This window comes from Bacillus sp. AR2-1 (assembly GCF_008368755.1).
GTDB lineage: Bacteria > Bacillota > Bacilli > Bacillales > Bacillaceae_G > Bacillus_A > Bacillus_A wiedmannii.
In genome coordinates this window covers 96,426-122,140 of sequence record NZ_QORY01000012.1, presented here as the reverse complement: position 1 = coordinate 122,140, position 25,715 = coordinate 96,426, and the positions used below count along the sequence as shown (strand labels likewise).

Sequence of the window (25,715 nt, the reverse complement as noted above, 5' to 3'; positions counted from 1 at the left end):
TATGATTAGGAGAATGTTAAAAAGAGATTTCTCTCAAAATAAAATGATGATTACCATCTTATTTATGTTTATCATGTTATCAAGCCTTTTAATGGCAAGTGCTTCAAGTAACGTTATAAATCTATTGAACTCGATGGATCAATTGTTTAAAGTATCAAACGCACCGCACTTCGTACAAATGCATGCCGGAGAAATAAATCAAAAGTCAATCGATTCATTTGTAGCGAAAACTCCTTTTGTAAAAAAAAAGCAAACGGCTGAGATGGTTCAAATAGGCGGGTCTAACATTTTTATAAAGAAGAAAAATCAAGCGGAACATAATAGTGTAATGGACATTAGCTTCGTTAAACAAAATAGTAATTTTGACTTTTTATTAGATTTAAATAATGAAGTGATCGATGTTAGGAAAGGGGAAATAGGTGTACCAATTTATTATATGCAAAAATATAATTTGCGAATTGGAGATAAAATATGGGTTGTTAAAAATAATAATGAACTAGCATTGGCTATTTCGGCATTTGTTCGTGATGTTCAAATGAACCCATCACTTGTTAGTTCAAAACGATTTGTAATAAGCGATGAAGACTTCGAAAGAATAAAGGGGAATTTTGGAGAAAGTGAATATCTTATTGAATTCCAGCTAACAGATGTAAATAAAATAAAAGAATTTGAAAATCTATACCAGTCATCGAATTTACCTCAAAAAGGTCCCTCTATTACGTATTCACTCTTTAAAACACTCAATTCATTAACAGATGGAATAATAGCTGCAGTACTTATCATAATAAGTGCATTATTAATATTAATCGCAATTTTATGTATAAGATTTACGATTATGACTTCTATGGAAGAAGATTATCGGGAAATTGGTGTTATGAAAGCTATCGGCATTACAAGCAAAGAGATCCAAAAATTATATGTAACAAAATATGTTGTTATTGCTGCTAGCGGGTGTATATGTGGATATATTCTTTCGTTATTTGTTACAAAAATATTTACCTCTAATATCTCACTTTATATGGGAACAGCAAATACAAGTGTTTTACATTTTATTGTACCATTAATAGTCACAACTCTGTTATTTCTAGCCGTTATCCTTTTCTGTCGTATTATTTTGCGGAATTTCAGGAGAATTACAGCAATAGATGCTTTACGATCAAGAGGTAATCTAGGAAAGGGAAAGGTGAAAAGTTCTTTTTCTCTCTCTCAAACTAAAATTACAAATGTAAATATATTTATTGGTATACAAGATGTCGTAAAACGCTTTAAGTTATATCGCGTATTAAGTATCGTTTTAATCATAGCCGTGTTCATGATTGTTGTACCTGTTAACTTTTTGTATACGATTCAGTCACCGAAGTTTGTAAATTACATGGGAACAGGAAAAAGTGATATTCGAATAGATTTACAGCAATCTGAAAATATAGAGAAACGATTTAAGGACGTAATTTCATATATACGAAATGATGAAGACGTAGAAAAATATGCAGCATTTGTAACGAGTACATTTAAAATGGTGAACGCTGAAGGTACACATGAAAACTTAAATGTAGAAGTAGGAGACTTCACTCAATTTCCATTAGATTACGTTCAAGGAATAGCACCAAAAAATGAAAAAGAGATTGCTCTATCTTATATGAATGCAAATGAATTAAAAAAGAATGTAGGGGATGAAATCGTTTTATTTGTAGAAGGAAAAGAAAAAGCATTAACTATTAGTGGGATATATCAAGATGTAACGAATGGTGGGAAAACAGCTAAAGCGAGCTTCTCTTATAATAGCGAAAATATATTATGGTATGTAGTAAACGTAGATATGAAGCCTACTGTGAATTTACAAGAAAAAGTGAAGAAGTATAAACATAATTTTAGTTCTGCAAAAATAACAGATACAGATGATTATTTAACGCAAACTTTAGGAGAGACAATTAAACAATTAAGACTCGTGACGCAAGTGGCAATTTTGTTTGCTATATTGATATCAGTTTTAATTACTGCGATGTTTTTTAAAATGTTATTGGCAAAAGACTCTTCACAAATATTAATTATGAAAAGTATTGGTTTTTCTAACAAAGATATTCGTATACAGTATATAACTCGTTCTATTGTCATTGTATTAATAGGCATTGTAACAGGGACATTACTAGCTGCTACGTTTGGTGAAATGTTAGTAAGTTGGTTAGGCTCATTTATGGGAGCAGCTCATATAAAGTTTGTCGTGAATCCTATCGTTTCTTATGTAATATGTCCAGCTATATTATTTATATCTGTGGCCGCAACAACACTTTTCAGTAGTTTTACTATGAAACAAACAAACGATGTAAAGCCAAATGGAGAGTAGGGGTGTGTAACTTGAACAAAATTTTAGAAGTTAAACAATTAAACAAAAAATATTCAATAGATGGAAATACAATTTATCAAGTACTAAAAAATATAGATTTAGATATTTATGAGGGAGAGTTTGTATCGGTCATGGGGCCTTCTGGTTCTGGGAAATCGACGTTACTATATAATATTAGTGGAATGGATCAAATGTCATCAGGAAGTGTGAAAGTTGATAGTAAAGAAATATCATGTATGAAAGAAGAAGCGTTAGCCAAATTGCGCCTTACTGAAATAGGATTTATTTTTCAGCAGAGCAACCTTCTTAGAAACTTGAATCTATTTGATAATATCATCTTGTCAGCATATTTAGCGAAATGTGAGAGTAAGAAAATAGTAAATCAACGTGCTCTGGAGCTAATGGGGAAAATGGGGATTAGTGATATAGCATCTCATTATATAACCGAAGCATCTGGAGGGCAATTACAAAGAGTTTCTATTTGTAGAGCGCTCATCAATAATCCAAATGTTATTTTTGCTGATGAGCCAACTGGTGCTCTAAATTTAAAATCAACAGAAGAGGTAATGCAAATATTATTAAATATTAACCGTGATGGAACGACCATTATGTTAGTGACTCATGATGTAAAAGTAGCAGCGAAAACAGAAAGAGTTCTTTTTATGGTGGATGGAGAAATTGTTAGCGAAATTCAGTTAGGTAAGCTTAGGAATAATGAGTTGAAAGTGCGAGAAGAGAAGCTGTTAAAATGGTTAGCTGTACTTGGATTTTAAAGAAAAAAACTCCTATTAAATGTAGGAGTTTTTTTCTTTGTCTGAAAGCTTAAAAAGATATATAATAATTTTCTGATTATTTAAAAATGGAGGAGTACAAATGAAAAATGAAACGTTGCACACGCAAGAAGATATTATTAAAATGCTTGATTCATTATTAAGACCAGCAGAACCATTTTGGAATGAATTTTATGAGAATAGGGAAAAGGATGTTCCGTTTTTTGCAAATGTTCCAGATGAAAATCTAGTTTCATATATAGAAACAGGATGGATTTCCAGAGGGAAAGTGCTGGAACTTGGATGCGGTCCAGGAAGAAATGCAATTTATTTAGCGAATGAAGGATTTGAAGTAACAGCAGTGGATTTATCGATAGAGGGCATTAATTGGGCGAAAGAGAGAGCGTTAGCAAAAGGAATAGAAATCGATTTTATTTGTGATTCGATTTTTAATTTAGATTGTCAAAATGATTTTGATTTTGTGTACGATTCAGGCTGTTTACATCATATTCCACCACATAGAAGGCTACATTATGTGGATTTAATTAAAAAATCATTGAAACCGGGTGGTTATTTTGGATTAACATGTTTTGCAGCAGGCGATTTAGATGAGCGAAATGGATCAGAAATAACGGATTGGGACGTATATAGAGGGTGGAGTTTACAAGGTGGACTTGCATATTCTGAAGAAAAATTAAGAGAGATATTTAAAGAATTTGAAGTGATTGAAATTAGAAAGATGAAGCAAATTGACCAACAAAATACTATGTTTGGAGAATCATTTCTTTGGACAGCATTATTTAAGAAGAAATAAACAGGGATTTAATTGACAAACTCATCTTTTTTATAGACAATACATTTATAAGAATGTACGTTCGGTTCTGGCTGGCCGATGTATGTTTTACATAACAAGGGGCGGTCTCTATATGAGTAACACAAATCAAAAAATCACTACGTTTTTAATGTTCGAAGGTAAAGCTGAGGAAGCAATGAACTTTTACACGTCGCTATTCGATCAATCAGAAATTGTAAGTATCTCTCGCTACGATGAAAACGGACCAGGTAAAGAGGGTTCTGTCATTCATGCAACTTTTACGTTAAATGGTCAAGAATTCATGTGCATTGATAGTTATGTAAAGCATGGTTTTACATTTACACCATCTATGTCTCTTTATGTAAATTGTGAGACAGAAGAAGAAATTGAAGCGGTCTTTCATAAGTTAGCGCAGGATGGATCTGTACTAATGCCTTTAGGTTCTTATCCATTTAGTAAAAAATTTGGCTGGTTAAATGATAAATATGGTGTGTCTTGGCAGTTAACGCTTGCGGAATAAAAAATGTAATATATTTGTTTAATGGGTTTAGTTCAGAGGGTGAAAATTTAAATAATATATAAAAAGGTGTTCCAACCGTCAACAGGTTTGGAATGCCTTTTTATATGTAATTGATTTGCTTAAATGAATTTATATTTTTTCTATTTAGAATATTTTATTTTTCTTACTACTTTTTATCTGTTAATATAAATATAGAAAAATATGTATTAATTATTGGTTAGGTTAATAGAAAAAGGAAAGCATAAATAGTAAATGATCTTACACTTAAAATGTAACAAGATAGCTAGGGGGAATAGTTATAATGGATACAACTCAACAAAACAGTAATGCATGGGATAAAAAGGTTGAAGAAGGTTCTAGATATACGCAACCTGTAAGTAGCGAGGTTATTGAAAGAAGTAAATCAGGTGAATGGGAAATCACAGTTACCACAGAAAAATCAGTTCCTAGAGATTGGTTTCCAAAGTCATTAGAAGGATTAAAAATACTGTGCTTAGCATCAGGTGGAGGGCAACAAGCACCAGTTCTAGCTGCTGCTGGGGCGGATGTAACAGTTACTGATATATCAAGAAAGCAGTTGGAACAAGATAAAAAGGTGGCAGAACGGGATGGGTTAACTTTAAAAACAGTGCAAGGAGATATGTCAGACCTTAGTGATTTTGAAGATGAATATTTTGATATTGTCGTAAATCCCGTTTCTAATTTGTTTGTAAAAGATGTTCATCTTGTATGGAATGAGGTATCAAGGGTACTAAAGAATAGAGGTATTCTTATTTCTGGATTTACAAATCCATTACTATGGATTTTTGATGACAATCAAGAGCAAAAGGGTATTCTAGATGTTAAACATTCAATACCATCATCAACACTAGATTATTTACCAGAGAATGAAGTTCAAGATTATGTAAATTCTAATCAAACAATAGAATATGCACATACTCTTGAAGACCAAATTCAAGGTCAAGTTGAAGCTGGTTTAGTTATAACTGGTTTTTTTGAGGATGATTTTGGTGGAACTAGAATATTAGATAAGTATATTAAAACTTTTATTGCTACAAGAGCTGTAAAGTTAAAGCTAGATTGAAAGTTTTTGCTTGTTATACTGGGGTTAGTTGAAGAATGGTCTTAAAAATAGGGAAAGTTCAATATATATCAAAAAGGATGGCACTTGCCATCCTTTTCCTTGTGTATTTTGAGTATATAAACAAGTTTCATATCTCTTAGTTGAAGTTGTCATTATTTATAGTTACTCTTTTCTTTTTAAGAATTTTGCATGCCGAATCTTTCACCGAGTTTAGCTAACAATTCAGGCTGATCCCCTTGACTCATTACAACTTCAATAAAGATAAGTTGATTCTTATTTAAAGTTATATTAGTTAAGACTTCTGCTAACTCTATTTCATTTTCCACTTTATATGTTAGACTTTTTTCTTCTGATCCAAATACGTTTGCTAGTTTCGTGTAATCCCACATTTGTATGTCATTATACGGTTGATTTTCGCCGTGAATTGCACGTTCAACAGTGTATCCATTGTTATTAATTAAAAATATAATCGGTTTTAAATTTTGACGAAGTATAGTCGATAACTCTTGAACAGTTAATTGGAAAGAACCATCACCAATAATTAAAATATTACGTCGCGATAAATCAGCGAGCTGTGTACCGAGTAGAGCAGGTAATGTATAACCAATTGATCCCCATAATGGTTGTGCTACATATGTAGTGTTATTTGGTAAAGGGATAGCAGCACTACCGAAGAAAGGTGTTCCTTGCTCAGCAATTAAAACATCGTTTTCTTGTAAGAAATGGTATATTTGTTGCCAAAAACGTTTTTGTGTAACCATTTGAGCTTTTGGATTGAACTCTTCTGTCATAGATAGTAATTCTGAAATAAAGGGCTTAATTTCAAGTGTTTCCTCGTTGCGATGTTCGATTAAATCACTTAACTGTTGTAAAACATCTTTCATTACAACGGGTCCATATTTTTTATCTATAATTTTCACAGTATAGGGATGGAGTTCTATAACTTGCTCTTTCATAAAGCCTTGTGTAAAGCCACCAGTAATAGTATCAGTTAATTTCACGCCAATACTAATAATACAGTCAGATTCATCAATTCTTTTTCGTAAGTATGGAGAACTAACATCACCAGTATAAATACCTATAAATTGAGGGTGTTGTTCAGGGAATATTCCTTTTCCCATACTTAATGTTGCGATAGGAAACCCAGTTTTTTCTACGAATTGATGCAAATATTCTTCCGCATGAAAACGAGCTACTTCAAAATCAGCTAAAATAACTGGTTTTTTGGCACTGTTTATTTTTGAAGTAGCATGTAGAAGCATTTTATCCAACGCATCTTTATTACTTAGAACTGGTCTATGTAAAATTGGTTCTGTAGGTTTATTAATTGGTTTATTATACACATCAATCGGTAATTGAATATGAACAGGGCGTTTCTCACTCCAACATGCACGTAACACACGATCGATTTCTTCAGCGGCATGCTCAGGTGTTAATTTTGATTGTGCCACCGTGATTTCTCTATACATATTGGAAAAATGATCGAACTTTCCATCACCTAACGTATGATGAACGAGTGCTCCATTTTCCATTACTGTTGTTGGTGGTGTCCCCGTGATTTTTATAACAGGTACGTTTTCTGCGTATGACCCAGCAACACCGTTAAGGGCGCTTAATTCTCCAACGCCAAAGGTCGTAATAAGAGCTGCAATTCCTTTTATACGAGCATATCCATCAGCGGTATATGCCGCATTTAATTCATTACAATTACCAATCCACTTTAGCTTTTCATGTGCTAGTACGTCATCTAAAAAAGCCAAATTATAATCACCAGGAACACCAAATATATGCTCAATTCCTAATTCGCTTAGTCGATCTAATAAATATGTACTTACAGTATATTGCGATTTCAAATGAATCATCTCCTAATTGTGCAATGTATATTTCAATAAATTAAAGAAGTTCTAATACGTTGATTAAAATATTGATTACTGGATTGTGGTATAATTTACATACAGGGGGAACGCAGATGACACAACATAAAGAAGAACAGATGAATGAAGCATTAGCATTATTTTACTTTGCATATAAAACATTTACTGAAAAGCCAGATGAAATTATAAAAGAGTATGGCATACAACGAGTACATCACCGAATTTTATTTTTTATCGCACGATTTCCAGGGATAAGTGTAAATGAGTTATTATCACTGTTAGAAATAAGTAAACAAGCTCTTCACGGACCACTACGACAACTTGTGGAAAAAGGCTTAATTGAGAGTAATGAAGCTACACATGATCGCCGTGTGAAACAGTTATCTTTAACAGAAATAGGTGTAGATTTAGAGAAAAAATTGAGCGATGTTCAAAGACAACAGATGAGTGCTATTTTTTCAAAATTTGGTGAATCATGTGAAGAAAATTGGCATCAAGTTATGAATGAAATGGCAAATAGTCGATCAGGTTTTGATGCTTGGATATCAAAACGAGCAGTTGTAATCGATCAGAAATAATAAGAAATATATCTGTTTTTATAGTTTGAAAAAGAACAAATTTTATCCATACATTTGGCAACTATGGATTGGTCATAGAGTGAATGGATAAAAAGATACATTACTAGATACTTTATACGTGTACGCAATGGAACAATAAAATTCACATTTCCGAGAGGGGAATTATTATGATAAAACTTGTACTTATTCGTCACGGACAAAGTTTATGGAATCTTGAAAATCGCTTTACAGGATGGACAGATGTAGATTTATCAGAGAATGGATTAAGTGAAGCGAGAGAAGCAGGAGGGATTTTAAAGAAAAATGGATATACTTTTGATGTCGCGTATACATCTGTATTAAAACGAGCAATCCGGACGTTATGGATTGTACTTCATGAGATGGATCTTGCTTGGGTACCAGTACATAAATCTTGGAAGCTAAATGAAAGACATTACGGTGCATTGCAAGGGTTGAATAAAGATGAAACTGCGAAAAAGTATGGTGAGGAGCAAGTTCATATTTGGAGAAGAAGTATTGATGTAAGACCACCTGCTCTTACTGAGGATGAACCTAGATATGAAATGAATGATCCAAAATATAAAACACTTAAAAAAGGTGAGTTTCCATTGACTGAATGTTTAGTGGATACGGAGAAAAGAGTACTTGATTATTGGCATTCAGAAATCGCGCCATCATTAAAAAGTGGTGAAAAGGTAATTATTTCATCACACGGTAATACGATTCGTTCGCTAGTGAAATACTTAGATAACCTTTCAAGCGATGGTGTTGTTTCATTAAATATTCCAACGAGCATTCCACTCGTTTATGAATTAGACGATGATTTACGTCCGATTCGTCATTATTACTTAAGTATGGACGGAGAAGTACCAAAAGGGAAAATTCCGAAACATATTTCTTTTTAACATGAAAATTTGAAACGCATGCTTGTCTACATATACAATGTAGATTCATGATAAAAGACGTGGTACCTTCTAATGTATATGCGATATTGCTAAATTTAGAAGCTTGTCCACGTCTTTTGTCATAAAGAGGGCTGCTTGTGCATGTAATGATATCGTGAGTAGTTTTTGAATGGAGGGTGATGTCATTGGTGATCTCTAACATTCGAATCGGCTTATTTATTTTAGCAATCGTTTTTCTCGTTCTTGTGTTCTTTTACTGGAGAAACGAAGAGTTGTACGAGGAGAAAAAGCAACGTATTAGAAAGACTTGGTATGGGTTGTTTATAATATCAGTCACCGTGTATTTCATGATAAAAGGAATTGATTTAACCCTCTGGAAAAACCTATTAATGTTCACTGCAATGGTTATTTTCGTTGATATCGCATTTATTTTAACACCTAATATTTCCGAAATATGGGGAGCGAAATTTAGCGATATCGGCAAGACTGTTCAATCGATAAAACGGTCTTTAATTGCTTCTAAAGCAAGAGGGGAAATATATACAACAATTATTCAAAATGTCAATCCAGCAATGTTCGGTACAATGGAATGGCATACGGAAGAAGAGTATACAAAAAGCTTAAACGCATTTTTAGATTCGTATGGGGAAAAGATTGGTGCGAAAATTGTCGTATTTGAAGCGGCAAAGGAATTAAATACTAACTTTCGCGGTATCCGTTCTCAATTTAGTATTATCGTTCCGTTTGAACACATTGAGCAGTTGAATGAGCAGAAAGCGGTACAAGTAGAAAATGTCGGCATTATACCAGCAAAAACTGTGAGTGATGTTTTCATTGTTATTGATGGGAAGAAAAATAATCTGCAAGATCGAGATTTTGAAAATGTATATAATTTAACAATACATCATAGTTATTTTAGTAAATAAGGACAGGATTTTCTTCTGTCCTTTTCACTTATACATAAAGGTAAAGCGAATTTAGACAAACTTGTATAAAATCGGACAATCATTCCTACACTAGCACGTAGAGGTGATTGTAGTGATAAAAGATTATGACAATGATTTTTTTAAAGAAGATAATGAAGATACAACAGATTTCTCGTTAATAAAAGGAGATACATTACAGCAAGTAGAAGAGTTAGAAGAAGAATTAAAAAGAAAATGATACTTGTACATGCTGCGTACATTTGCGATATAATATAAATAGAAGATTGTATCTTTTTGAAAAGGGGGAGAAGAGATGGCTGAAATAAATGTACAAAAGTCTTCATTTTTTAAAGAAAAAAAAGAAGAACCAAATACAGATTTCTCTCTTGTGAAAGGTGCATTAACAGAAAATATAAATCGTTTAGAGAAACTGATGAATAATAGCGGTTCAAAATATATACGAGTGAAAAAAACAAAAGAAAATGCATAGTGCATTTTCTTTTGTTTTTTATTTAGCATTTAACTTTTCTTTTACTTTTGCAGGTAAGTCAGCTTCCTGAACCTCTTCATATGACTTCACTTCAATTGATGATATTTCATTTTTACTCTTATCATCTTGATCTACATAAAGACATAAAAATGCATTTTCATTTAATTTATGTTCGTTTGATGCTTTCTTACTTCTAAATGTAATTTGTTTTTTTACTCCGTCTTCGTCATAAGCAGGCAATGTGTAGTTTCTTAAGTTTTTACCTTCAACTTTTTCGATAGTTCCTTCGCCTTGTATCTGTACGTAATATACATCTTTACCAATTCGATTTAATGATGCTCTTTCACATCCAATAGTAAAACTAGAAAATAATAAACATAGTGTAATAATCGCTAAAAACCTTTTCATTTTCTTTATCTCCTTCAATTTGTTTCTTTACACAGTATACGGCTATTATGAAATGAGAAAAATCGATTTAGATTACAACCCCCTTACAATGTTGTAAGAGTGTTGTCCATAAAATGAACAATATATTAAAAGTTAAAAGAAAGGTAAAATAATGAATCATGGTATAATGATAAAAGACTTACATATTATTTTGTCATTTTGAGAGGAGCTTAAAAATGTATTCTACTTTAGAACAATTAACAAAGCACCCTGTATTTTATCATTTTGCAGAAATTTCAAAGATTCCTAGAGGATCGGGTAATGAAAAAGAAATTAGTGATTATTTAGTGGGCTTTGCAAAAGAGCGTAATTTAGAAGTGATTCAAGATGAAGCAATGAATGTCATTATTAAAAAAGAAGCAACTGCTGGCTATGAAAATGTACCAGCTATTATCATTCAAGGTCATATGGATATGGTGTGTGAAAAAAATCAAGCAACCGTACATGATTTTGAAAAAGATCCAATTGAATTACGAATCATTGGGGACATGTTATATGCAAATCAAACGACTTTAGGTGCTGATAATGGTATTGCAGTTGCGTATGCAATGGCTTTATTAGATTCAAAAGATATTCCGCATCCAGCACTTGAAGTAGTTATTACTACTGAAGAAGAAACAACAATGGGTGGAGCTTTCGCTGTTGATGCAAATCACTTTGATGGTAAGATTTTTATAAATATTGATTCTGAAGAAGATCATAAATTACTTGTAAGTAGCGCAGGTGGTGCGAAAGCTGTTGAAACAATTCCAGTAATATGGGATGAAGCGCCAGCTAATACGGATGCATACCGTCTATATGTTGGTGGTCTAAAAGGCGGACATTCTGGTATGGAAATTGATAAACAGCGTGGTAATGCAAACAAAGTATTAGGACGAGTATTACGTGATTTATCAGCAAATATTCAATTTGGTATAAGTGAAGTTCACGGCGGATTAAAAACAAATGCAATTCCGCGTGAAAGTGTAGCTACAATTGTATTACGTACAGAAGATGTAGAGAAAGTAGAAGAAAAACTAGAATCTTGGACTACAGTATTACAAGAAGAAATGCGTGCTGTTGATCCAGATGTTCATGTTACAATTACAAAATTGGATGAAAAAGTAGAAAAAGTATTTGCTAAAGAGACACAAAAGCAACTTATTTCATCATTATTCTTAATTCCAAACGGCATTCAAAGTATGAGCATGGATATTAAAGGTCTTGTAGAAAGTTCAACAAATTTAGGCGTTATTGAAACGTTGCAAAATGAAATTAAATTACGTAACGAAGTGAGAAGTTCTGTAAGTAGTTTAAAACAACATGTTGCAGATGAGATTAAATGTATTGCCGAATTAGTTGGTGCAACATTTGAAATAGAGTCAGAGTATCCAGAATGGCCATACAATCCGAATTCACAAATTCGTAATTTGTTTGAAAAAGTGCATCAAGAAAAATACAACAAGGATGCTGAAATCTTCGCTGTACATGCAGGTATTGAATGTAGTGCATTCGTTCAAAAGATGCCTGACTTAGATGCGATTTCATTTGGTCCAGACATTTTTAACGTTCATACACCAGATGAACATATTAGTATTTCTTCTGTTGTGAATAACTGGGGATTCTTCGTTGATGTAATGAAGGGTACGAAAGAATTAGCTAAATAATATGGATGAAATGAAAAGTAGCCAATAAAACTTTATAGGCTACTTTTTTGTATAGAATTTTATTAGAAATTCTTTTTTACGTTAGTATTTAATTTTCACTTTTATTTCTAGAGGATATTGTACCAAAGATTGCTCCGGACACTGCTCCGATTAAAGTCATAAAAATTGCACTCCATGCTGCAAATGACATTATTACACCTCCAAATAATAAATTATTGTTTCTTAGCCTTTTGAATAGAAATGATAATTGCGACAACTATTAAGAAAATAAGAGGAGACCAAGAAAAGAAAGACATGTAATATTCTCCTTCCAATATTAATTTTAGACCTTTATAGAAATAAATTATCGCATGTTTAAAGAATGAACATATAGAATATGCAATATTGCATATCGAATTGTAGGGCATAAAGAAGTGAAAACGGTTCGTGAATAAAAATGCTAATTTATAAAGAAAGTAAGGATTTTTTCTAACCTTAAAAAGGGCAGACAATCAAAAAGCTCTCTACCTTATATAAGGCAGAGAGCTTTTAAAATAGTTTTTGTCTAATAACAATGGTATCCAATATTTATTGGTGAGATAAACGTAAATTATTTTGAGATTTTAAAACTGCCTCCATAATAATAATTTTCTCCAAGTTTCATAACAGCTACATATGTTCCAGGATTATAAGCCTTAGTAATAGGTGTTACAAATCTACCATAATTATGTTTCAAACCCGAGTCATAAATGGTTTTATATCTATGCAAGTTTATTTCATCATTTTCATTTCCACTCAATTGATATATTTTTACAATACCAGTATCTTTACCACCAGTAAATATAGTAACATCGAATGTATCTCCATGTTTTAAGTCAACAACTGCTAACTCTTCTATAAAATCTGCATTATGATGTAATAAAAAATAGCTTTGCCAACGCCAATTATCTGAAAATCGTGATTCTTCTTGTGTAAGTTGCGATTCAGCAGACACAGGTGGGAGCGTACCAATTGTATTCGAAAATAAAAATCCTCCAACAGTCAATGCACCAATAATTGTTGATTGCCTTAAAAGTTTCATGTTCTAAACCTCCTATTTACTTAAGGATTCAGAAATCGTTTTGTAAAAAACTAGCTGTGAAATCTAATGGGTGATAATATCTTCTATAATCATATTAACATTTATTGATTTATCAGACAAATTAATAAATAATAAAATTATATCGAGGGAGTGAAGACTAATATAAGAAAGAAGTTAGAGATATAGCTAATAAATCTTTATTATATGTAATTGCGATTTATTATTTGAAAACAGAAATTTTAATGCACATCTTAAGTTTGGGTATATAATTTTACAATTTGACTTATGTAAATTATCAAGTTATGATTTTTTATTATAAAAGAAAGGCTTGAATATAATGATTCGTCGTTTGAGAAAGCTAAAAAATGTAGCCGTCGTATTAAGCTTCTAAGTGAATTACAAAGATCTACAATACTTAGAAGCGAGGAATAAAGTTATGAAGCATCCATTATATAATCATTGGTCTGAAACGAAGTATATAAAAGATATAGTAACAAATCCACTCATTGAAGTAGGAGAGTACTCCTATTATTCAGGGTATTATAGTCATCAAAATTTTGAAGATGGCTGTGTAAGGTATTTGTGGGGGGATGCTAAGTCCCAAGCACTGTTCAATCCAATTGAACAGATGGGATGGCATCTTGATAAACTCATTATTGGGAATTATGTTTGCATTGCAAGTGGAGTAGTCATTTTAATGGGTGGTAATCATAATCATCACTCCGAATGGATTACAGTATATCCATTCGCTGAGCAAATTGAACAATCATATGAAGCGAAGGGCGATACAGTCATTAAAAGTGATGCTTGGATTGGAATGAATGCAATAATAATGCCTGGCGTTACTATTGGTGAAGGAGCAATTGTTGCTGCAGGATCTGTCGTAAGTAAAGATGTTCCGCCGTATACAATAGTTGGTGGAAATCCTGCTAAGGAAATAAAGAAACGATTCACTGATATAGAGATAAATATATTAATGGAAATGCGTTGGTTTGATTGGGATAGGAAATTGATTGAGAAGGCAATCCCGCTGTTATCTAGTCCATCCATCGAACCATTATTTGCTTTTTATAAAAATCAAGTGAAAAATAAATAAATCAGTTAGAAAAACTACATCCAGTATAGGATGTAGTTTTTTATTTTTTGTAAATGTGGAACAAATGTATTACTTATATTGTCTATTAAGTGTAATCCTAAAAAATATGAAAGTACGAATCATTTTGAAAAATACAAAGGTATTAAAAAGAGGGATATGTGTGGGAATACTAAGTGTCAGTGTGTCTAAAAGGGTGGGATGAGATGTTCTATATGAAAGTGGTCCTAATGTCTTATATGTATATAGAATTTGATAACGCTGTCTATTTTTTGAAGGGTTATGTTAGAACAACGTTTTTTGAGTACAAAAATATTGGAGGTAACAGAAGTGAAAGATATGTTTTGCAAGGGATTTATTGCAATAGTAACAGTGCTTACACTATTTTGTAGCATGGTCGTTACATTTGGAAGAACATCAGCGGAAACAATTCCTGCTATAGACGTTGAAGCAGGATCAGCAATTTTAATAGAAGCAAATTCCGGAAAAATTTTATATGAAAAAAATGCAGATGAATCATTGGCAATTGCTAGTATGACAAAAATGATGAGCGAATACTTAGTTCATGAAGCGGTGGATAAAGGAAAACTTAAATGGGATCAAAAAGTTAAAATCTCTGAATATGCACATAAGATTTCGCAAGATCGTTCATTATCAAATGTTCCATTAGAAAATGGTGGCTCTTATACGGTAAAAGAGTTATATGAGGCAATGGCGATTTACTCTGCAAATGGTGCAACAATTGCTTTAGTTGAACAGATTGCTGGTAAAGAGATCAATTTTGTAAAAATGATGAACGATAAGTCGAAAGAGTTTGGAATGAAAGATTATAAGTTTGTAAACTCTACAGGCTTAACAAATCAAGATTTAAAAGGATATCACCTAGAAGGGACGACTCTAGACGAGAAAAATAAAATGTCTGCAAGGGATTGTGCAATTTTAGCACAACGTCTTATTCAAGATTTCCCCCAAATATTAAATACAGCAAAAATTCCTAAAAAAACATTCCAAGAGGGTGGTAAATATCCAATTGATATGGCGAACTTTAACTGGATGTTAAAAGGTTTAATTAAGCAATATGAAGGTGTAGATGGTTTGAAAACAGGAACGACTCCAGAAGCGGGAGATTGTTTCACTGGTACAGTAGAAAGAAACGGTATGCGCCTAATTTCTGTAGTGATAAAAGCAAAATCTCATACGGCACGTTTTGATGAAACAAAGAAATTATACGATTATGGATTTGCGAATTTTGAAGTGAAGAATGTCTATGGAAAAGATTCAGTAGTAAAAGGACATGAAACAGTTCGAGTGGCAAATGCAAAAGACAAAGATGTAGTAGTTCAAACGAAGCAAGCTGTTTCACTTCCAATGCCGAAGGGCAACAAAGACATTTATAAAAAAGAATTTAAAGTATTGAATACGGAACAAGAAGCGCCTATTAAAGAAGGTGTAACTATTAGTAAAATGATTATCTCTCCTAAAGATAATACAGATTCTGGGTTCTTATCAGGTAAATCATTACAAATAGACCTTGTAACAAAATCTGATGTGGAACAAGCAAATTGGTTTACACGTTTTATACGTAAAACAGGATCTTTTTTTAGCGGTATGTGGGATAGTACGGTTGATATAGTAAAAAGCTAATTTTATAGGATACAACTAAATATTAGTCTGAAACAAAACGTTTCAAAGTATTATAGATTCTTATGTGGATAGTTTGGAATGAAAGATTGTATTACATTTCAAATTTGGTCCTTCGGAACTTTTTGTATTTCTATCAAGCTAAAATAAATTTGTATCCATATACCCCAAAAACGCTATTCTTTTTGTAGAAATATACAGAAAGGATGGCGTTTATTATGAATCTTTCGATTTGAAGGATTCTGGTGCAAGGTTAGTTTAATAAAGTTACATGATGAAAAACCACCCATTATTCCATCAAATGACAATAAAAAAATAATATCCGGTAAGTATTTCTGTAATTAGATTTTATCCCGCATTAACGGGCAGTAAGACCCCCACTGATTAAAGTTTCACTTTATAAAAATTTAATAAAATCTTTTCTTTGTATTAAATATTTTGTTTTAAATTATGTATATAAAGAAATGGAGGTCAAATTAACTTTGTACTGCTTATATTAGGAATTTAAAGAAACAATATGTACAATTCTCCCACTACATTTGCATAGTGGCCTTTATGAAAAGCAAAATCTACAATTTACAAGGAGAACATTTTATGAGTAAGAGAATAAAAGAATTAGATTCCATACGAGGGTTAGCGGCACTTACTGTGGTATTTGGACATTTTTGTTTAATGCTACCATCGTTGCCTAATTCTATTAAATTTTCCCCGCTTAGGTTTTTATGGGCGGGTGGGGAAGCTGTTATCGTTTTTTATGTACTAAGTGGTTTTGTGTTATCTATGGCACTTTATTATTCAAAAACAAATTATTGGGGATATTTAATTAAGAGATTTGTAAGAATCTATATTCCTTATTATTTTTGGATAATCGTTACCTTTGTTTTATTTATTTTATTTTCGCCATATGAAGTGGTAGGACTACGGGATTGGTTCTATGATAGGTGGCAAGGGTCTATAACAAAATTAGATATTATAAACCACTTTGTGCTTCTTAATAACTTTTTTACGGAAAATTATAATCCAGTTATTTGGTCATTGGCTCAAGAAATGCGTATATCTATTGTGTTTCCTTTGTTATTCCTTCTTTTTTATAAACTGAATTGGAAGAAAACGATACTATTTGCTTTGAGCTTTTCTTTAATTAGTGTTTTTCTTAATATGTTGCATATTGGGAAAGCTGAAGGATTTTATAATGGTTATGCCGATACACTGCATTTTACATCTATGTTTATGGTTGGAATGTTACTTTTTAAGCATCAGGAAAAACTTATCTACTCATATAGGAATATGAAAAAATTTAAAAAAGGATTTCTTATTGCCTTAGGAATTATTCTATATTTATATTCCATTTTAATTTATGGTTTTTCCCGTAATGATACTACTTTCTTATTAAAAGATTGGGGTGTCGTAATGGGGGTTAGTATATTTATTATAATGGCTATGAGTAACCTAAAAGTAAAAATACTTTTAAATAAGAGTGTGTTTGTATACTTAGGAGAAATTTCATACAGTATCTATTTGTGTCATTTTCCAATCATGATGGTACTATTTAAACTTTTGTATACAAAGATACCTATCTTTTTCCTTCTTACTTTGTGCATTACAATGACACTACTTTTTTCTATAGTTTCGTATCATTTAATCGAAAAGAAATGTATCAACTGGGCAAAACAAAGAACAACAAATTTATTGAAAAAAGTATAATACCTAGAGGGATTATATCCCGCTATTTGCCGGACAGTAAGATCCCTCACTTCAAAATTCAGCGAGAGCAAAGAAGTTAGGTGGGAAATTAACTGTCCGTAAAAGCCCAATTGGTTCAACTAATAATCAGTGAGGGATGAAGAAAACCTCTACTGATTAAAGTTTAACTTCATTTCTTTAGTAAATATATGAATATGACCGATTCTAAATGTAAATATAATAAAGTGGAATATAATTGAAATCAAAAACATTTAGAAAGAACAATTACATTGTGAGCTAATGTATAGTATAGATATGAATAATAAAAAGGGGGAATAGATATGTGGAAGCGATTTGTCTCGATTGGTGATAGTTTTACAGAGGGGATAGGGGATGAAGTTGAGGGAATTGCATTAAAAAGCTGGGTAGATCATTTGGTTCAACTGTGTGAAAAAGATATAGAATATGCCAATTTTGCAAAGCGTGGGTTAGTAACTAAAGAAATTCGCTCGCAGCAATTGGAAAAGGCATTAACTTTTAATCCAGATTTGGTTAGTCTCATTGCAGGGGCAAACGATGTTTTAAAAGGACGTTGGAATCATGATGCATATAAGAACGATATGGAATTTATGATAGATACATTAAGTAAAGCAGGGGCGGATATTATTATAGCAAACCTTCCCGATTTTACAGTTAGGCTTCCTTTTGCTTCTGAAAAAAAACAAGTAATAAAAGAACAATTATTAGAGGCAAATGAAGTTATACATTCACTGAGCAGAGAGTATAAGCTTCATCATGTTGATTTTTGGAATCATCATTTAGTTAATGACAATACGCTTTGGTCTAAGGATTTAATTCATCCAAACTCAAAAGGATATGTAAAAGTTGCTGAATTGATTTTTAGTAGTTTGCCTGTACAGAAGACAAAATAATAGTTTGCAATTTAACAAATATGATATTAATTGTATTAAGCTATGTTTTTTAATAAATGGAAAGAACTAAAAATTTAGCAAATAAAGTGTATCTACGATATATTTCTACAGTAGTGCACAAATACAGTATCACAAGAAAAGATCACCTACGGAAATAGGTGATCTTTAAACATTCTTATACCTAAATTAATATATTATATTACTAAATAAATTCGTACTACATAAAAATTAAGTTCTTTTATAGAAAAACTGATTTTACATTACCTTAAAATATATTCATAACAATATTATATAATAACATAGTCAAATCATATTTTGGGGATTTATCCCGATTGCGTATAATGTGTAATTTTTTTGAAGCAGTAATGTCCAATAAGTTAAATAGGTAGTAAATGTAAAAAAATCAATACTATATATTATTCAATCTTTGTTATGAGTGCATTAGTAATTGTTAGTATTATATTTTTAATATCTATTTTAGTTATTGGAATTAATTTGAATAGAAAATATGTAGGATAGGGAAAGGTACATATACTTTATTTTATATGTACCTTTTTATTTAGTAGGATTTATAGTCTCTATAAACTATTATGTTAATAAAATTAAAAAACTTAATTCTTAATATTCTTATGGTTAAAGCTATCTATAAAATGAAAATATAACTAAATAATAGTTTGTTATGATTTGTGGATTTGGTTTTTTATCCGAATTTTCTGATTCAAATATTTCAACTTTATGAATATAGTAGGTGAAATATTTGTGTGATAGTATTTGAGATAGAAAAAAGCCAATTTTAAAAAGGATGTGAATTGAATGTGCAACAACTGTAAATGGTTATATTAAGTTAATGTTTAACTGTTTTTAGTGTAAGGTAAAGGTCTATTTTGTAACAGTTGATATAAAGACAAAGAAATAGGTGTACTCGAATTTATCTGACTATTTAAAATACGCTAAACCTTGAGATTAGTCTAGGTTTTGACGAAGTTAAATTCTAGGTGAAATCTTTATAATGATTAATTAGGTTTAATAAAGGGGTAACTTATACGCAAAAGCGTTTATATTAGTAACCTAAGGAGCTTGCTTTTATGAAAACTATTGATTCAAAAGGCCTATTAGGAAATAGGGTTTATTTACAAGTTTTCTCTGCCTATTCATTGCTTATGCTTGGTGTTTTTATTGATATGTTAGCGATTATGACTATAGTTGGGTTTGAATGGGAAGTAGATCCTACTATGATTGGATTGATTCCTGTTGCATATGCACTTCCAGGAATTATTTTTGGCTCATGGGCGGGTGTTATTGCAGATTGTTTTAGAAAAATTCCAATTATGATGTTCTGTAATCTAATGGTTGGTCTAATAACGATTGCTCTTTTATTTGTACAAGATATCCACTGGCTCTTAGTGGCATTAATGATTCGTTCCATTTTTATTGTTTTCTATTATCCTGCACAGCAAACACTAACAAGACAGATTATCTCCCCGGATTTGCTTACTAAAGCAGTAAGTATCAACGGAATAGTAGAGCAGGGTACCAAGATAGTAGGCCCACTTATAGGGGGCATGTTGCTGAGCTGGTTTCAACCAGAGTTCTGCCTCATTATAAGAGCTATAAGTTGTTTATTAGCTACCTTAGTTCTGATACCCACAATAAAATTTAAAGAAACTATATCGAAAGAATTTGTTGAAAAGCAAAAACAAAGTACCTGGACCGCTTGGGTACAAGGGTGGGGTTATGTGTTATCTAATCGGATAATATTATCAACTATGATTTTTGTTACAATAGCCATGGCAGTATTACAATTAGTAGACTCACAATTCCCAACTTTATTTAAGAGCTTATTCCCACATGATAAAAGTAAAATGGGATATATCATTTCTATTATTGGTCTTGGCGGAATACTTGGTGCATTACTAACTCAGAAATTAAAACAATTTCAATATGGCTGGGTAGTATGTGGAGGTATGGTTTTAATGGGAATTGGTTTTGGGGGGATTGGTTTGATAACGCCCGGTACGGTCTTCGTTTTGGCCTATTTAATTAGTTTTATCGCTGGTATTGGAAGTGGGCTGATGCTTGTATCTAATCAAGTCATTTTACAAATAGAATCGGATCAAGATCAAGTAGGAAGAGTATTTGGTATTCAAAGCAGTTTAACAAACGCAGTTTTAATTATTTCTCCTGCTATGAGTGGCCCATTAGTGCATTTGTTCGGAGTAACTCAACTCTATGTTTATGGAGGGATTGGGCTTGTTATCATTGGAGTAATTGGAGTTTCACTGCAGAAATATTTATGGGCTAAACATAAACACGAACCTATAAGAGCAAATAATTTTTGAAGGGAAGATTTTTATGACCAATGAGGAATGTTATTCATTAAGCCATCCGCAGCGAAGAATATGGTATACAGAAGTTATTCATTCTGATAAAGGAATATGTAATTTAAGATTTTTATTTAAACTTCATCGAAAAATGAATTATTCAAAATTAAACCAAGTTGTGAATCGAGTCATTAGTGAAAATGATGGTCTGTGCATTAGGTTAAAAGAAAATGGGCATCAGGAACCGAAACAATATTTTATTAAACATGAAGAACAAGAATTTGAGTTTTTTGATTTCAGTAATGTGGAGAATACAAATTTGCTTGAGGAATGGATTGAGCAGAAAACAAAAGAAACGTTTACATTATTTAATTCAAATTTATACTATTTCGCTTTAATAAAATTAAACGATAACGAATGTGCAGTCTTTGGAAATGTTCATCATATTATTATGGATGGTTTATCAATTCAAATATTTACTGAGCAGATTGCAAAATATTATTATGAAATGTATAACGAGAATGAGGAAGGTGAAAGTGAAAATTCATATGTTCAATTTCTGACTAATGAACAAACATACTTGAATAGTAGTCGCTTTCAAAAAGATCAAAAATTCTGGTTAGAGGAATTTAAAACACTGCCATCTGTGACTGGATTGAAGCCCTATAATACGTACCAAGCTAGTACCAAAGCATCACGTGAGACATTTATATTAACGGAGCATTTGAAGAGAAAGATAGAGAAATTTTCTGAAGATTACAAAATTAGTTTATACACTTTTTTTGTTGCTGCTTTCTCGTTGTCCATGTATCGGTGGACCTCATCGCTTGATATTGGTTTAGGAATGGCTTACGGCAATCGTATGACTAAAATGGAGCGAAAATTGATTGGAATGATGGTGAGTACAGTTCCTTTAAGAATGGATATTGATCCGGAAGAAGAAGTACTTTCATTTATTAGTAGGGTATCCAGAAAACAAAGCAAATTATTGAGACACCAGAAATATCCATTTGATTTGTTATTAAAGCAGATTAATAAAGAGAATAATAGTAATGTGAGACTTTTCGGAACTACGATTGATTATAGGGATCGTGATGAAAGTGGTGACTCACTATGGATTCCAAACCATGAAGAGGTGCAAGATTTTGCAGTGCATATTGAAAATCTAATTGATATTGACTCTTTACATGTACATATTGATTATCGTGAGGAGCTATTTTCTAAGGAAGAGATAAAACGTTTTTTTAACGTGATGTTAGCGATAATGGAAAACACTTTTGAAAAACCAAAGCAGAAGGTAGCTGAAATCGAAATCATTTCTGATGAAGATAAAAGAAGAAGTTTAGTTGAGTTCAACAATCCTAAGCTGGATTTCCCATCTCAAGTAACTATTCATGAATTGTTCGAACAGCAAGCGTTGAACTATCCACGCGATATTGCAGTTACGTATGGAAAAGAAAAAGTTACTTATAGAGAGCTTAATGAACGCGCAAATCAGTTAGCTCATTATTTGCAGAAAAAGGGAGTAAGACCTGATACTTTAGTGGGACTGTGCGTTGAACGTTCCCTCGAAATGATTGTAGGTATTTTAGGGATTTTGAAGGCTGGTGGGGCTTATGTTCCACTTGATTCAACATATCCAGAGCAGCGACTTCAATATATTTTAGAAGATGCTAGCATTCAGTTATTCGTAACGCAAGAAAGTTTAAAAGAATTGAAATGTTTACCAGAAAATGTTGAGTCGATTTGCCTGGATCGTGATCAAGATGAGATTGGGAAAGAAAGTAAGACTTTACCGGTTTCTGATGTCAGTTCCCAAAATTTAGCATACGTGATCTATACTTCGGGATCAACGGGGAATCCAAAGGGTGTTATGATAGAGCATCACAATGTCATTCGGTTATTTAAATCAACGGATTGTTGGTATCAGTTTAATGAAAAAGATACTTGGACGCTTTTTCATTCTTATGCATTTGATTTCTCAGTATGGGAAATTTGGGGAGCATTATTATATGGTGGAAAATTAGTTGTTGTTCCGTACTGGATTAGTCGATCACCTAAGGATTTTTATCAATTATTGGTGGAGGAAGAAGTCACAGTTCTAAATCAGACACCTTCCGCATTTCGACAATTAATACAAGTGTGTGAACAAGAAGATATGAATAAAAATTTGCAACTGCGTTATGTCATATTTGGCGGAGAAGCGTTAGAACCTACTAGCTTGTTACCGTGGTTTCAAAGGTATGGGGAGAAAAAACCACAGTTAATTAATATGTATGGAATTACAGAAACTACCGTTCATGTTACATATTATCCAATTACTCTAGAAGATGTGCAGCATGCTTCAAGAAGTAATATTGGCAAGCGGATTCCCGATTTAGAAGTGTATATACTGGACGCTTATCAACAACCTGTTCCTATAGGTGTTGATGGTGAACTTTATATTGGTGGGGCAGGATTAGCACGTGGGTATTTAAAGAGACCTGAATTAACAGCAGAGCGTTTTATATCTCATCCATTTAGTAGTGATCCGAAAGCGAGATTATACCGGACAGGAGACTTAGCGAGGTATTTGCCAGATGGAAATCTGGATTATCGTGGAAGAATTGATCATCAGGTTAAAATACGTGGTTTCCGAATTGAGATTGGGGAGATTGAGTCTACTTTACATACATATGCATCTGTAAAAGAGGCAGTTGTAATTGTAAGAGAAGATCAGCCAGGCGATAAAAGATTAGTAGCATATGTTGTAGGAGATGGAAATGTAGATGCGTGGAGAGAGTATCTTAAAGCGAAACTACCAAGTTATATGGTTCCTTCGGGATTTGTGGTGATGGAAGCTATTCCACTTACAGCTAACGGTAAAGTTGATCGTGAGGCCTTACCTATGCCGGAGGAAAAGCAGATTAATAGTGAATCTGTTGGCCCTCGGAATAGTAACGAACAGATACTGACTACCATTTGGAAGCAAGTATTAGGTGTTAAAAAGGTGGGAATCTATGATAATTTCTTTGAAATTGGTGGCGACTCGATTCTCAGTATTCAAATCATATCTCAAGCAAGTCAAGTGGGGTTAAAACTTACTCCAAAGCAAATGTTTGAATGCCCAACTATCGCTGAGCTGGCACAAGTGGCTATAAAAACGCAGGGAGTACAAGCGGAGCAGGGAATTGTGATAGGTGATGTGTCTCTTACTCCAATTCAGTGTTGGTTCTTCGAGCAAGAACATCCACATCTGGAGCATTGGAATCAATCAATGCTATTAAGAGTAAAAGAAAGATTCGATGTGAAGTTACTAGAGGGAGCGATAGTAACTTTACTCAAACATCATGATGCTTTACGTTTCCGGTACAAACAGTTACCAAACGGAACGTGGAGGCAGAGAAATGAAGGGACTGATGAGCTGTCAGTACTCCATGTTGTAAAACGGAATCAAGTTAATGAAAAAGAGTGGAATACAATAATACAAGAAGAGATGAACATTAATCAAGCTAGTTTCAATCTAGTTACTGGTCCGTTAATGAGGATAGTGTACTTTGAGGATAACTTGACTGGAAATGATCGAATATTCTGGGTGATTCATCATTTAGTAGTAGATGGAGTATCATGGAGGATTCTATTGGAAGATTTACAGACGGTATATAACCAGATGAAACAAGGTCAAGAAGTTCGCTTACCTGCGAAAAGTACATCTTTTAAAGATTGGTCTGAACGACTCCAGACGTACAGTGATTCGGGTATTTCGAAAGAAGTACAAGATTATTGGAATGAACAAGTAGAAAAAGAAACGATGAAAATTCCAATGGACTATCCAATACAAGAAACAACAGAAGAATCGATTGATCAAGTGACAGGGACTTTAGGAATAGAAGAAACATATGAATTGTTACACGAAGTTCCAGTAACTCATAAGACAAGGATTGATGAGGTACTATTAACGGCATTAGGACAAGCTATCGTCGATTGTACAAATCAGCAAACGGTTTCTATTCATCTAGAAGGACACGGAAGAGAAGAGGTAATTGAAGGTATTGATTTATCAAGGACAGTGGGCTGGTTCACGAGTATTTATCCCGTTCATCTCAATTTTCAAGGAACTCAAACACCTATTGAAGGGTTAAAGGCTGTCAAAGAACAATTGCGTCGAATTCCGAATCGTGGAGTTGACTATGGTATTTTACGTTACTTGAATAAAGGATTACTTCCGTTTTATCAGCAAAAGCCTTCAATAAGTTTTAACTATTTGGGCCAATTTGATCAGGTTTTCTCAAGGGAATCTTTGTTTATGCAAGAGACAGGATTTACATTTTTAGATCATGATCCAGATTCCAAACCATCTCATCTAATTGATGTTATCGGAATGGTGAAAGATGAAAAGTTACATTTTGTTTGGATGTATAGTAGAGAACAGTTTTCTAAATTAAAAATTCAATTGATAGCAGATGGTATGTTGAGGCATCTTCGTCAACTTATAAATAAACCAACAACAGAGTCTGCTTTTACGGTATCAGATTTTGCTGATGCAGAGGATCTTACGGAAGAAAGCTTGAGCAAAGTATTACTTAAATTAACAAAGAAGAGGGTGTAAAA

Annotated in this window: 20 protein-coding genes; 17 read left to right on the top strand and 3 right to left on the bottom strand. The window is 32.6% G+C overall.

The genetic code is table 11. From position 1 onward, the window contains the following. Position 1: 1 nt before the first annotated feature. The 5 genes from DT250_RS15455 (at position 2) to DT250_RS15435 (ending at position 5,529) form a co-directional block, all read left to right on the top strand. Positions 2-2,341, top strand: coding sequence for an ABC transporter permease (locus DT250_RS15455; RefSeq protein ID WP_149213307.1), 2,340 nt, complete (start codon positions 2-4; stop codon positions 2,339-2,341). Positions 2,342-2,352: 11 nt separating this feature from the next. Next, positions 2,353-3,114, top strand: a complete 762-nt coding sequence (locus DT250_RS15450) for an ABC transporter ATP-binding protein (protein WP_142291731.1) — start codon at positions 2,353-2,355, stop codon at positions 3,112-3,114. Between the two features lie 100 nt (positions 3,115-3,214). Then, positions 3,215-3,925: a class I SAM-dependent methyltransferase gene (locus tag DT250_RS15445; protein WP_149213306.1), complete on the top strand. Its 711-nt coding sequence runs from the start codon at positions 3,215-3,217 to the stop codon at positions 3,923-3,925. Between the two features lie 112 nt (positions 3,926-4,037). Further along, entirely contained in the window at positions 4,038-4,445 is a 408-nt protein-coding gene (locus DT250_RS15440) for a VOC family protein (RefSeq protein WP_088063377.1), read from the top strand. A 301-nt stretch (positions 4,446-4,746) separates the two neighbouring features. Continuing rightward, a complete protein-coding gene (locus tag DT250_RS15435; protein WP_088063378.1) occupies positions 4,747-5,529 on the top strand; it encodes a class I SAM-dependent methyltransferase in 783 nt (260 codons plus the stop codon). Between the two features lie 176 nt (positions 5,530-5,705). Here DT250_RS15435 and DT250_RS15430 read toward each other — a convergent pair whose 3' ends face one another. After that, positions 5,706-7,391, bottom strand: coding sequence for an alpha-keto acid decarboxylase family protein (locus tag DT250_RS15430; protein WP_088063379.1), 1,686 nt, complete (start codon positions 7,389-7,391; stop codon positions 5,706-5,708). Between the two features lie 107 nt (positions 7,392-7,498). Here DT250_RS15430 and DT250_RS15425 point away from each other — a divergent pair, with 107 nt between their 5' ends. From DT250_RS15425 to spoIISB, 5 genes are all read left to right on the top strand, one after another. Next, positions 7,499-7,981 carry a MarR family winged helix-turn-helix transcriptional regulator gene (locus tag DT250_RS15425; RefSeq protein ID WP_088063380.1) on the top strand — a complete coding sequence of 161 codons (483 nt, stop codon included), beginning with the start codon at positions 7,499-7,501 and terminating at the stop codon, positions 7,979-7,981. A 167-nt stretch (positions 7,982-8,148) separates the two neighbouring features. Then, positions 8,149-8,886, top strand: a complete 738-nt coding sequence (gene gpmA / locus DT250_RS15420; protein WP_149213305.1) for a 2,3-diphosphoglycerate-dependent phosphoglycerate mutase — start codon at positions 8,149-8,151, stop codon at positions 8,884-8,886. A gap of 188 nt (positions 8,887-9,074) precedes the next feature. Continuing rightward, positions 9,075-9,812, top strand: coding sequence for a type II toxin-antitoxin system SpoIISA family toxin (locus tag DT250_RS15415; RefSeq protein WP_074650800.1), 738 nt, complete (start codon positions 9,075-9,077; stop codon positions 9,810-9,812). A 112-nt stretch (positions 9,813-9,924) separates the two neighbouring features. Beyond that, positions 9,925-10,050 (top strand): hypothetical protein, encoded by a 126-nt coding sequence (locus tag DT250_RS15410; protein ID WP_000588712.1) that lies wholly within the window; start codon positions 9,925-9,927, stop codon positions 10,048-10,050. A gap of 75 nt (positions 10,051-10,125) precedes the next feature. After that, a complete protein-coding gene (gene spoIISB, locus DT250_RS31680; protein ID WP_046959435.1) occupies positions 10,126-10,302 on the top strand; it encodes a stage II sporulation protein SB in 177 nt (58 codons plus the stop codon). An 18-nt stretch (positions 10,303-10,320) separates the two neighbouring features. Here spoIISB and DT250_RS15405 read toward each other — a convergent pair whose 3' ends face one another. Next, positions 10,321-10,710: a YxeA family protein gene (locus DT250_RS15405; protein WP_060488821.1), complete on the bottom strand. Its 390-nt coding sequence runs from the start codon at positions 10,708-10,710 to the stop codon at positions 10,321-10,323. Positions 10,711-10,925: 215 nt separating this feature from the next. Between DT250_RS15405 and pepD the strand changes: the two genes are divergently transcribed. Next, positions 10,926-12,395, top strand: coding sequence for a beta-Ala-His dipeptidase (gene pepD, locus DT250_RS15400; protein WP_149213304.1), 1,470 nt, complete (start codon positions 10,926-10,928; stop codon positions 12,393-12,395). 589 nt (positions 12,396-12,984) lie between these two features. On the opposite strand, the gene DT250_RS15395 is transcribed toward pepD, so the two are convergent. Continuing rightward, positions 12,985-13,455, bottom strand: a complete 471-nt coding sequence (locus tag DT250_RS15395; protein WP_149213303.1) for a DUF5065 family protein — start codon at positions 13,453-13,455, stop codon at positions 12,985-12,987. 436 nt (positions 13,456-13,891) lie between these two features. Here DT250_RS15395 and DT250_RS15390 point away from each other — a divergent pair, with 436 nt between their 5' ends. The 6 genes from DT250_RS15390 (at position 13,892) to DT250_RS15365 (ending at position 25,713) form a co-directional block, all read left to right on the top strand. Then, positions 13,892-14,551, top strand: a complete 660-nt coding sequence (locus DT250_RS15390; RefSeq protein WP_149213302.1) for a CatB-related O-acetyltransferase — start codon at positions 13,892-13,894, stop codon at positions 14,549-14,551. A 327-nt stretch (positions 14,552-14,878) separates the two neighbouring features. Beyond that, complete coding sequence (locus DT250_RS15385; protein ID WP_098134232.1) at positions 14,879-16,192, top strand: D-alanyl-D-alanine carboxypeptidase family protein; 1,314 nt, start codon at positions 14,879-14,881, stop codon at positions 16,190-16,192. Between the two features lie 552 nt (positions 16,193-16,744). Continuing rightward, positions 16,745-17,893 (top strand): acyltransferase family protein, encoded by a 1,149-nt coding sequence (locus tag DT250_RS15380; RefSeq protein WP_088063387.1) that lies wholly within the window; start codon positions 16,745-16,747, stop codon positions 17,891-17,893. Positions 17,894-18,213: 320 nt separating this feature from the next. Beyond that, positions 18,214-18,804, top strand: coding sequence for an SGNH/GDSL hydrolase family protein (locus tag DT250_RS15375; protein ID WP_088063388.1), 591 nt, complete (start codon positions 18,214-18,216; stop codon positions 18,802-18,804). Positions 18,805-19,889: 1,085 nt separating this feature from the next. Next, complete coding sequence (locus DT250_RS15370; RefSeq protein ID WP_149213301.1) at positions 19,890-21,143, top strand: MFS transporter; 1,254 nt, start codon at positions 19,890-19,892, stop codon at positions 21,141-21,143. Between the two features lie 13 nt (positions 21,144-21,156). Beyond that, positions 21,157-25,713 (top strand): non-ribosomal peptide synthetase, encoded by a 4,557-nt coding sequence (locus DT250_RS15365; RefSeq protein ID WP_149213300.1) that lies wholly within the window; start codon positions 21,157-21,159, stop codon positions 25,711-25,713. Positions 25,714-25,715 lie beyond the last annotated feature (2 nt).